Genomic DNA, 9,770 nt, shown 5'->3' with positions numbered 1-9,770 from the left:
GGATAAAAAACTCGTTGCCGGGTGTAAATCCGCAGCGCGCTGGCGCGTTTTCAAGGGATGGAATAAACGCCTGAGCCGGCATGGCCCACCGTCATGCATCAGGTCATTCAACCAGCGTATTGAGGGTTGCACAGATGTCAGTCGCTACCAGGTTTATCGATGATCAGTTGACCCGGATAACTCCGGCAGCGGCCGAGACGCTCTACCAGTTCGACGAGTCGCCATTGCTGGCCCGGCAGAGTCGCCAGGAGTCCAACGCGCGCAGCTACCCACGGCGCATCCCGCTGGCGCTCAAGCGCGCCAAAGGCATTCACGTCGAGGACGTCGAAGGGCGGCGCTTCATCGATTGCCTGGCAGGCGCGGGTACGCTGGCGCTGGGGCATAACCATCCGGTGATCATCGAAGCGATTCAGCAGGTGATCAGCGATGAATTGCCGCTGCACACCCTGGACCTCACCACGCCGGTCAAAGATCAGTTCGTGCAGGACCTGTTCGGCCTGCTGCCGCCAGCGCTGGCCAATGACGCGAAGATCCAGTTCTGCGGCCCGACCGGTACCGATGCGGTGGAAGCTGCGTTGAAACTGGTGCGCACTGCCACCGGGCGCAGCACCGTGTTGTCGTTTCAGGGCGGTTATCACGGCATGAGCCAGGGCGCGTTGAGCCTGATGGGCAGTCTTGGGCCGAAAAAGCCGTTGGGTGCCTTGCTCAGCAGCGGCGTGCAGTTTCTACCGTATCCGTACGATTACCGCTGCCCGTTCGGGCTCGGCGGCGAACAGGGCGTGCGCGCCAACCTGCACTACCTGGAAAACCTGCTGAATGACCCGGAAGCGGGTGTGCAGTTGCCTGCTGCGGTCATTCTTGAAGTGGTGCAGGGCGAGGGCGGGGTGATCCCGGCTGATCTGGACTGGCTGCGCGGTGTGCGACGCATCACGGAAAAGGCCGGTGTGGCGCTGATCGTCGACGAAATTCAGAGCGGCTTTGCGCGTACCGGCAAGATGTTTGCCTTTGAGCACGCCGGGATTATTCCCGATGTGGTGGTCCTGTCCAAAGCCATCGGCGGCAGCCTGCCGCTGGCGGTGGTGGTCTATCGTTCATGGCTCGACACCTGGCTGCCGGGCGCGCATGCCGGGACATTCCGCGGCAATCAGATGGCGATGGCCACCGGTTCGGCGGTGATGCGCTATCTTCAGCAACACAATATTTGCGAGCACGCGACGGTGATGGGCGCGCGGCTGGTCGGTCATTTGCAAGCGCTGCAGCGCGACTTCCCGCAACTGGGCGACATTCGCGGTCGCGGGCTGATGCTCGGCGTTGAGCTGGTTGATCCGGCAGGCGCGCGCGATGCGCAAGGGCATCCACCGGTGTTTGCCCGTCTGGCCCCACTGATCCAGCGCGAATGCCTCAAGCGTGGGTTGATTCTGGAACTGGGCGGCCGGCATGGCAGCGTGGTGCGTTTCCTGCCACCGCTGGTGATCACCGCCGAACAGATCGACGAAGTGGCGGAAATCTTCGGTCGCGCGCTTAACGCCGCCGTCGCACAGCTTTAATTTTTCGACGTAGCGATACGTTCAATCCCTATAGCTGCCATGAATTGGCATGGCGGCACTGAACAACCACGGAGAGCAGCAATGACTTCAGTATTCGATCGGGAAGACATCGTCTTTCAAGTTGTGGTCAACCACGAAGAACAGTACTCGATCTGGCCCGACTACAAAGCCATCCCCAACGGCTGGCGCACCCTCGGCAAAAGCGGCTTCAAGAAAGAATGCCTGGCCTACATCGAAGAAGTCTGGACCGACATGCGCCCCCTGAGCCTGCGCCAGAAGATGGAAGCCCAGACGGCGGTAAGTCACTGACTCAGTGCTAGCTGGTGATTCTGTAGGAGCGGACTTGTCCGCGAACTGCCGGGAACCGGCAGTAAAACCAGCCGCCTCGGTGTATCAGACAAAACCGAGGCGGTCTGTCTCAGGGCCGCTTCGCAGCCCATCGCGGACAAGCGAAGCGTCGCCCGGTCCACTCCGCCCCTGGGCAGAAGCCTGACGCCTGTGCTGCATTATTCCTTGCCAGCCAACACACCAACAATCCCCTGAATATCCCCCTGCAACTCAGTCAGCGGATCAGCGCCATCAATCCCCAGTATCAGCAACCTGCTGCCTGCCGCTTCAATCGCAGCCTTCACCGGTTCTGGCGGCTGACGATGATCGAGCACCAGCGCCACGTCGTTGTCCTTGAGGGTCGCGCTCAGCTTGCCCAACGCCTCGGGCGTCCACTGTTCATCAGTCAGCACCTGGCTGTCGATCAGCTCCAGGTTCAGCCCGCTGATCAAGTAACCAAAACGGTCCGACAAACTCACCACGCTCAAATTGTCGGCACCGGCCAGCGCCGCTTCGCTGCTGGCACTGAGTTTGAGCAGTTGTTGCTTGAACGCCGCCAGGTTGGCCTCGATCTTCGACTTTTCCGCCGGTGCCAGGCGCACCAGGTCCGCCGCCAGCACATCGGCCATGCGCCCCATGTTATTGCTCGCCAGCCACGGCTGGCTGTTCAGCCCGTCAGTGCCCAGCCCCGGCTGCACCGCGATGCCCGGCAAACCACCGTCCACCGGCCGCGCCGCATCAATCTCGACGATACGGATATTGCTGCGCCGGGCGTTGGGGTACAGCGGGTCATCCGCCCAGATCGACCGCAAACCGATCACTGCATCGGCGTTATTCGCCAGCCCGCGCAAAGCATCAGCGCCACGCCCGGTGAAATACGCCGTCTGACGCGAACCCGGCAGGTTGGCCGCAGCAGCGCGTTCCAGCACGACACCGCTGTCCTTGAGCAACATCTCGCCCAGGCCAAAGGTGATCGGCAGGCTGGCCAGCACCCGAACCGGTTGAGCGCTGTCGGTCTGGGTGTCGGCCGCATACAGGCTGTTGCTGAACAGGCCGGTCAGGGCCAGCGCCAGGGTCAATGTACGTAAAGTAGGCATTTATCCAATATTCCCTTTCAGGCCGGGCAGTGTGCCGCGAGCGATGGCGGCCAGGGCGAAGGCAACGCCGGCCACCAGAATGATCGCCGCGCCGGACGGCACAGGCAGGTCGAAGACGATAGGCAGCAAAATGCCGCACAAGGTACTGACGGTCGCGATGGCCACCGATATCCAGAAGAAGCCTTTCAGCGACTGGCTCAGCAGCCTGGCCGCTGCCGCCGGAATCACCAGCAGCGCACCGACCAGAATCGCGCCGATGACTTTCACGGCGGCCACGGTGATCAGCGTCACCAGAATCACGAACAGGTAATCCAGCGTCTTCACCGCCACACCACGCACAGCCGCCAGTTGCGGGTTGAAACTGGCCAGCATGATGCGGTTGTACAACGGCAGGCTCAGGCCCATGACCAGCGAACCGACGATCAGCAGCACCAGCAAGTCATTGCCGTTGACGGTCAGCACCGAGCCGAACAGCACGTTTTCCAGAATGTGCACGTTGATCTTGCCGGGCAGCACCAGCAGCAGGCTCGCGCCGAGCGCCAGCGACACCGAGAGGAACACGCCGATCAGCGTGTCCGGTGCCAGCCCGGTGCGGTTGCGCAGGTAGTTGAGGACGATACCGAACAGCAGGCAATAGCCGAACAGAGCGCCATAAGGCCCGGTGTACGGCTCACCGAGCAGAATGCCGATGGCCACGCCGGTCAGCGCAGCATGGCCGACGGCTTCAGAGAAGAACGCAAAGCGCTTGACCACCACCAGCGTGCCCAGACCACCCAGCACCGGGCCGATCAGCAGCCCGGCCAACAGGGCGTTGACCACAAAGCCATAAGCCAGCGCCTCGGGCAGATAACCGGATGAAGCGAGGCCCTGAATGAACAGGCGAAACGTTTCGTAATCCATCACCGGGCGCTCCCGTCATTGCGAGGATGAGCAGAAAACAACGTCAGCAGGCGTTCCGGCGTCAGCGCCGTGGCGGCAGGCTCGTCGAACAGCACGCGGCGATTGAGCCCGGTCACCTGATCCGCCAGCCGCCGCACCGCGTCCAGATCATGCTCGATCCACAGCACGGTGATGCCGCTGCGACGCCAGTCACCCAGCAAACGCTCGAAAACTTGAATCCCTGCTTCATCCAGAGCCGACATCGGCTCATCCAGCACCAGCAATTGCGGTGCCGGGATCAGCCCCTGCGCCAGCAGTACGCGCTGGCGTTCGCCACCGGACAACGCGCCCATACGCCGTTTGCGTTTGTCCTGCAGGCCGACCCGTTCCAAGGCCTCGCCAATCGCCCCTGCGTAGTGCTTCGACAACCCGAGAAACGCCGGACGCCGCTGACACATGGCCGCCATGAAATCATCCACGGTCATGGGCAGCCCCCGATCAAACTCCAGCGCCTGCGGCACGTAGCCAATCAGGCCCGGCTCGGCAGGCCATTGCAGGCTGAGTTGGCCCTGATGCGGCGTTTGCCCGAGCAGGGTTTTGATCAGCGAGCTTTTGCCGCCACCGTTTGGCCCGACCAGTGCGTGCACACTGCCGGCGGGTACGTTGAAATGCACCCGGTCGAGAATCGCGGTGCGCCCCAGGGTCAGGCTCACCTGATTGAACTCGATGCCTGGCCCCTGGCTGATGATGTCGAGGTTCTGCGCAACAGTCATGCGCCGGACTCCTGAATCGCCCGCACCACGGTGTCGAGGTTACCGGCCATCTCCTTCTCGTACTTGTCGGCGGTGTATTCGCCATAGGAAATATGCGACAGCGGGTACAGTTTTACGCCCGATTCACGCTGGATGGTTTCGACGTAGGTGGACGGGAAGTCCATCTCCGAGAAGATCACCTTCACGTCCAGCTCACGCAACTGGTCGATGGTCTTTTTCAACTGGCTGGGGCTGGGCTCGATGCCATGCGCCGGTTCCACGACGGCCGTCACTTCCAGGCCGAATTCGCGCAGCAGGTAGTCGTAGGCCGCATGCACCGTGGCCACGCGCAGGTCGGCGTTGGGCGCCTTGGTCAGCTTGGCGAGGGCGTCGGCACGCATCTGTCGCAGGCGTTTGCCGTAGGCGCGGGCGTTGGTGGTGTAGGTTTTGGCGTTGTCCGGGTCCAGCTTGCCCAGCTCGCGGGCAATGTTGTTGACCTGAGCGATGGACGCGCTGATCGAAAGGAACGTGTGCGGGTTGACCACCTTGCCTGCGCCACGCGCTGCAACGCCGGTGGCGGCCAGCAACGGCACGTCGGCATTGGCCTCGATGGTCTTGATGTTCGGCGTTTCGCTGGCGGCGATCATGCGGTCGGCAAAATCGTCATGACCCACGCCGTTGAGCACGATCACGTCCAGTGACCCAATGCGCTTGATGTCCTCGGCGCGGGGTTCGTAGGCGTGCGGGTTGAAGCCAGCCGGGATCAGCGGCACCACTTCGGCCTTGTCACCGACAATGTTGCTCACGTAGCTGTAATACGGGTGTAGGGTGATGCCGATGCGCAGGCGCTTGGCCGGATCGGCGGCGTAGCTGGAAGGCGCGAGCACGACGGCAAACAGGCTGAGCAACAGAACGCGAAGGAAAGGGCGGCGTTTGAATGAAATAGGCATGGGCAAGCGGTCTTCTTTCAAAGGAATGCGGAGTTTCAGTGCGGGTGCTGACGGGTCACGCCAGCATCGAATTGCGCGACGACCTGTTTCCAGCCGGCGTCGATCAAGGCCTTGTCGCCCAGCTCGCTGACCGAGGGTATCGAGGCGCTGCGGTTGACCCAGATGTCGGCCTGATTGCCACGGGATGAGTCGACGCGCATCAGAAACGACCCGGCCACGCTCGGCGCATGGCTCAAGCCCAGATAGGACTGCTCGACCATTTGCCAGGCATGGCCGCCACGGCTGACCGAACTGGCGTCCTGGGCGAACGGCGCAAAGCCTTCGTCACCCAGTTGCTGCGGGGTAATCGGCGTTTGCTGCTCTTCGGTCAACAAGCGGATCTCATCCAGCGTTACGCGCAGGTCGGCGTAGATGCCTTGCTCGGCGGCTGTCAGGTCGCGGCGGGCATCGAGTTGATGGCTGGCCACGCTGTGCACGTCCTGTGTTTCGCGGTGCAGACTGACCACGCTGGCGGCAGCGGCCAGGATCAGCAGGCACAGCAGCAACACGTAGAGGGTTTCATGCCCGGCACCTGCCGGACGGACGATTTGTCGGGTGGGTGCACTCATGGGGTCGGGATGTCCGCCTGATCGATTTCCACCACATGGCCAGGGCCTGCGTCGAACAACACGTAGAACTCGGACGCCGGGCGCTTGAAGGTCACGGTCGAATCCTCACCCAGCTTGCCGGGCACCAGAATGGTTTCGTCGTAGCCGATCACGTCGAGGGTCACGCCCGGCGCGCCGCTGCCGTCGGAAAAACCGCCGGTGCAGCGGATCTGCTCGCTGTCGATCTGTTTGCATTCGCACATCGGGTTGTGTGCAAGGGCGTTGCCGCTCAGGCCAAGCAGGCACAGGGCACTGGCCGTCAGCCAGCGCAGGGAAGGGCGGGCACTCATGGTTTGATTCCTTGTTTTTTCAGCCACGCCACGGTAGTCGGCGAAGCCTGTTGCAGAGGGATGGAAGTCTGATACACGGTGCCGTCCCAGCCTTCCATAGTGATCCACAGGTCTGAGTCGGGGCTGGTGCTTTCGGCAACCTGCATGAACGCGCTCATGCGGTAGCCGCCACCGAAGAAAATCACCCCGGCGGTGCGCAGGCTGCGCGGTTTGCCGATGCGCAGGTACGTGGCCTTGACCCGGTCGATGCAGGCGTTGCACAGCGCGGCGTTGAAGCTTTTCATGTAACCCGACGGGCCGGACAGGCGCGGGGCTTCGTTGCGGTCCTCTGCCAGACGCAGGCTCCACGGGCCGACCTGAATCTCGCCGACCTCGCGCTGGCCGAGGCCCTGATCGCCGCGATCCAGCGCGTTGTCGGAGAAGTACTTGGGCATGAAACCCAGCGGGATCAGCACCAGCAGCACGTTGATGTGAAAGCGCCACTTGTGCCAGAAACGGCTCAGCGACGAAGCTGGTTGTGCGACAGCGACCTTGCTCACAGGCTGTTCTCCGGGGTGCGGGTCGCCACTGGCGAGGTGTGGGGTTCCGGCGTGTACGCGACAGGCCTGGTTTTGCCTTCACGCTTGACGGCGTTAAGCGTCGCCAGTGCGGTGCGCTTGCTCCAGATCAACAGGCCGCTGAGGACCATCATGCTCAGGACCAGGCCGAAGAACGCCCAGATCAGCTTGATCCAGATACCGCCGAAGTCACCGGTGTGCAGCGGGCGCATGGATTCGGTGACGAACTCCAGCTTGTTGCGGTCCGACAGCAGGTGTGAGGCGGCTATTTCGCCGCTGTACGGGTTGATTTCGGCAGTCTGGAACATCAACGGATACCAGCTGCGTCCACCTACCTGCAGGTTGCTGTAGGCGTTGAAGGGCGGGGTGATGAAGCTGGCCTCGAGACCTGGAATCCGCTCTTTGGCGATGGCCACGGCCTTTTCCAGACTGATGGTCGGCGCGGGGCTGCCGTCGGCGGTCAGTGGCACGGCGCTGTGCGGGATGATCGACGCGACCTGGGATTTGCTGGAAATACTGATCTGGTTATCACCCAGAATCGCCTGAATCAGAAACCAGGTGCCGGTGATGGAAATCACCGCGATGAACCAGATCGACCACACGCCGCTGAGCCGATGAAGGTCGCCCCAGAAAATCCGCGGGCCCTGGCTGAAACGCACCGGCTTGAAAAAGCCGCGCCAGAATTTCTTGTAGACCACCAGCCCGGTCACCAGCGAAGCCAGCAACGGCAGGCCGAGAATCGACACCAGATACCAGCCCCACGAATAGCCATTGGTGAACGGCACCAGCCACCAGCCGTGCAGCGCGCGGGTGAAACGGCGGAAATCGAACGATGGCGTGAGGCCCTGAATCACCCCGGTGTAAGGGTTGACGTAAGCCGGCACCGAGCGGCCGTCCGGGTAAGTGACGAACACGCTGAGGGCGAAATAGTCGCCGTCGGGCTGCATGATCGTGCCCACGATCAGGTCCGGCTCGTTGCGCTCGATGGTGGCGCGAATCTGCTCGAAGTTCATGCGCTGGGCATCGTCGGAGGGGCGGTTGTCACGCATCTCCGAATTGGCCAGCCACATGATTTCCTTGCTGATCACCGCCAGCGTGCCGGTCACGCAGACGATCAGCACGAAGAACCAGATGGGCAGGGCCAGCCAGCTGTGGACGAGAAACCAGATTTTTGAGCGGGACTTCTTCGACATGGATAAACAATCTCGATTCACGATGTAGAGCGGGCGCAAGGCCGGGCTCCCTGTTTTTTACGTGCAGGTTCTTTACGCGCGGGCGGTATAAAGCCTCGCATTCAGTTAAAGACGAATGAGAACGAGATTCCTGTAGGAATATTTTGCGTTTAAATGAAAAAAATTGTTTCAGAGGCATCAAGGGCGAAGCGAGGCGGGCCGGAAATGGCGCGAGGCGGCTAATTTTTCAGTCGCGAAGTACGTTCAATCTGCACATGGGTGTTGCGCCAGACCGCAGGGGTTCGGGCGCTTTTGCCATCCAGGGAGAGACATCATGAGTCATGCGTTGAGTTTGGATATCCGGCCACTGCTGGAGGGGGCGGGCACTTTGCCCATGGTGGTGCAGGCGCCCGAGCCAGGTCTGGACTTGATGGAAGCGTTGGGCGAGTTCAAGCCGCTGGTGGCCGAGCACCTGTACAGCGCGGGCGGCATTCTGTTTCGCGGCTTCGCGGTCGGCGGTGCGGAAGCGTTTCGTGAGTTCGCTGCGGGTTTCGGCGATCCGCTGCTCAACTACGAATTCGGCTCCACGCCACGCAGCAACGTGACCAAGGGCGTTTATACCTCCACCGAATACCCGGCGCACCAGAGCATTCCGCTGCACAACGAGCAGGCCTACACGCTGGATTGGCCGATGAAGATCTGGTTCTACAGCATGATCGCGGCGCAGACCGGCGGCGAAACGCCGATTGCCGACAGTCGCGAGATCTACCGACGCATTCCGGCGCGCATTCGTGATCGCTTCATCGAAAAGAAGCTCATGTACGTGCGCAACTACGGCAACGGGCTCGATGTGGAGTGGAGCCAGGTGTTCAACACCGAAGATGAACGTGTGGTCGAAGCGTATTGCCGGGCACACAACATCGAATGCGAATGGAAAGACGACGGCGAACTGCGCACCCGGCAAATCTGCCAGGCAGTGTCCCGCCATCCGGTGACCCAGGACACGGTCTGGTTCAACCAGGCGCACCTGTTTCACATCTCCAACCTGCAACCGGAAGTGCGCGAAACCCTGCTGGATGTTGTGGATGAGGAAGACCTGCCGCGTAACGTCTACTACGGCGACGGCTCGCCCATCGAAGAAACCCTGCTGGACGAAATTCGCGGCGTGCTCGACGCCTGCACCGTCAGCTTCCCGTGGCTGGAAAACGACGTACTGATGCTCGACAACATGCTCACCGCCCACTCCCGAGCGCCGTTCACCGGCAAACGCAAAGTCGTGGTGGCGATGGCACACGGGCATTCGGATAAGTAGTTGTTTATTGATTTCCGTGCCAACGCTCCGCGCCAGCGTTATACCCCGGTCCTGCAGAACTCAAGTAATCGTGCTTTTGTGGGAGCGGACTTGTCCGCGAAGACAGTAGTTCAGCCGGTACATTTTTGGAGAATGTACCTGCCCTTTCGCGAACAAGTTCGCTCCCAGTGTGCCCGGCATGGGCCGAAACCAGCCACTTGAAAGCAGTGGCCAGACTAAGTGACGACAACTGTAGCGAAA

11 protein-coding genes are annotated in these 9,770 nt (G+C 61.6%); 3 read left to right on the top strand and 8 right to left on the bottom strand.

The genetic code is table 11. The features are described from left to right. Window positions 1-134: 134 nt before the first annotated feature. Window positions 135-1,547: an aspartate aminotransferase family protein gene (locus DW49_RS0114720; RefSeq protein ID WP_005617110.1), complete on the top strand. Its 1,413-nt coding sequence runs from the start codon at window positions 135-137 to the stop codon at window positions 1,545-1,547. An 81-nt stretch (window positions 1,548-1,628) separates the two neighbouring features. Beyond that, window positions 1,629-1,856, top strand: coding sequence for an MbtH family protein (locus DW49_RS0114715; protein WP_005617111.1), 228 nt, complete (start codon window positions 1,629-1,631; stop codon window positions 1,854-1,856). 197 nt (window positions 1,857-2,053) lie between these two features. Here the strand turns inward: DW49_RS0114715 and DW49_RS0114710 are convergent, their stop codons facing one another. From DW49_RS0114710 to DW49_RS0114675, 8 genes are read right to left on the bottom strand one after another with little or no spacing between them, the layout of a single operon-like run. Next, window positions 2,054-2,971 carry a metal ABC transporter substrate-binding protein gene (locus DW49_RS0114710; RefSeq protein ID WP_005617112.1) on the bottom strand — a complete coding sequence of 306 codons (918 nt, stop codon included), beginning with the start codon at window positions 2,969-2,971 and terminating at the stop codon, window positions 2,054-2,056. Next, a complete protein-coding gene (locus DW49_RS0114705; RefSeq protein ID WP_005617121.1) occupies window positions 2,972-3,871 on the bottom strand; it encodes a metal ABC transporter permease in 900 nt (299 codons plus the stop codon). Then, window positions 3,871-4,623, bottom strand: coding sequence for a metal ABC transporter ATP-binding protein (locus DW49_RS0114700; RefSeq protein WP_005617123.1), 753 nt, complete (start codon window positions 4,621-4,623; stop codon window positions 3,871-3,873). The genes DW49_RS0114705 and DW49_RS0114700 overlap by 1 nt, the downstream gene beginning before the upstream one ends. Further along, window positions 4,620-5,552 carry a metal ABC transporter substrate-binding protein gene (locus DW49_RS0114695; protein WP_005617124.1) on the bottom strand — a complete coding sequence of 311 codons (933 nt, stop codon included), beginning with the start codon at window positions 5,550-5,552 and terminating at the stop codon, window positions 4,620-4,622. Before DW49_RS0114695 ends, DW49_RS0114700 begins: the two co-directional genes overlap by 4 nt. Window positions 5,553-5,587: 35 nt before the next feature. Beyond that, window positions 5,588-6,160, bottom strand: coding sequence for a DUF6162 family protein (locus DW49_RS0114690; protein ID WP_005617126.1), 573 nt, complete (start codon window positions 6,158-6,160; stop codon window positions 5,588-5,590). Next, window positions 6,157-6,489 carry a hypothetical protein gene (locus tag DW49_RS0114685; RefSeq protein WP_005740880.1) on the bottom strand — a complete coding sequence of 111 codons (333 nt, stop codon included), beginning with the start codon at window positions 6,487-6,489 and terminating at the stop codon, window positions 6,157-6,159. Before DW49_RS0114685 ends, DW49_RS0114690 begins: the two co-directional genes overlap by 4 nt. Next, window positions 6,486-7,028: a hypothetical protein gene (locus DW49_RS0114680; RefSeq protein ID WP_005617130.1), complete on the bottom strand. Its 543-nt coding sequence runs from the start codon at window positions 7,026-7,028 to the stop codon at window positions 6,486-6,488. Before DW49_RS0114680 ends, DW49_RS0114685 begins: the two co-directional genes overlap by 4 nt. Beyond that, window positions 7,025-8,239 (bottom strand): PepSY-associated TM helix domain-containing protein, encoded by a 1,215-nt coding sequence (locus tag DW49_RS0114675; protein WP_005617131.1) that lies wholly within the window; start codon window positions 8,237-8,239, stop codon window positions 7,025-7,027. Before DW49_RS0114675 ends, DW49_RS0114680 begins: the two co-directional genes overlap by 4 nt. 313 nt (window positions 8,240-8,552) lie before the next feature. Between DW49_RS0114675 and DW49_RS0114670 the strand changes: the two genes are divergently transcribed. Next, window positions 8,553-9,530 carry a TauD/TfdA family dioxygenase gene (locus DW49_RS0114670; RefSeq protein ID WP_005617133.1) on the top strand — a complete coding sequence of 326 codons (978 nt, stop codon included), beginning with the start codon at window positions 8,553-8,555 and terminating at the stop codon, window positions 9,528-9,530. Window positions 9,531-9,770: the final 240 nt, after the last annotated feature.

Source organism: Pseudomonas avellanae BPIC 631 (assembly GCF_000444135.1).
GTDB lineage: Bacteria > Pseudomonadota > Gammaproteobacteria > Pseudomonadales > Pseudomonadaceae > Aquipseudomonas > Aquipseudomonas avellanae.
Note: the sequence above shows the minus strand (reverse complement) of the source record. Positions and strands in the feature narration are given on the sequence as shown.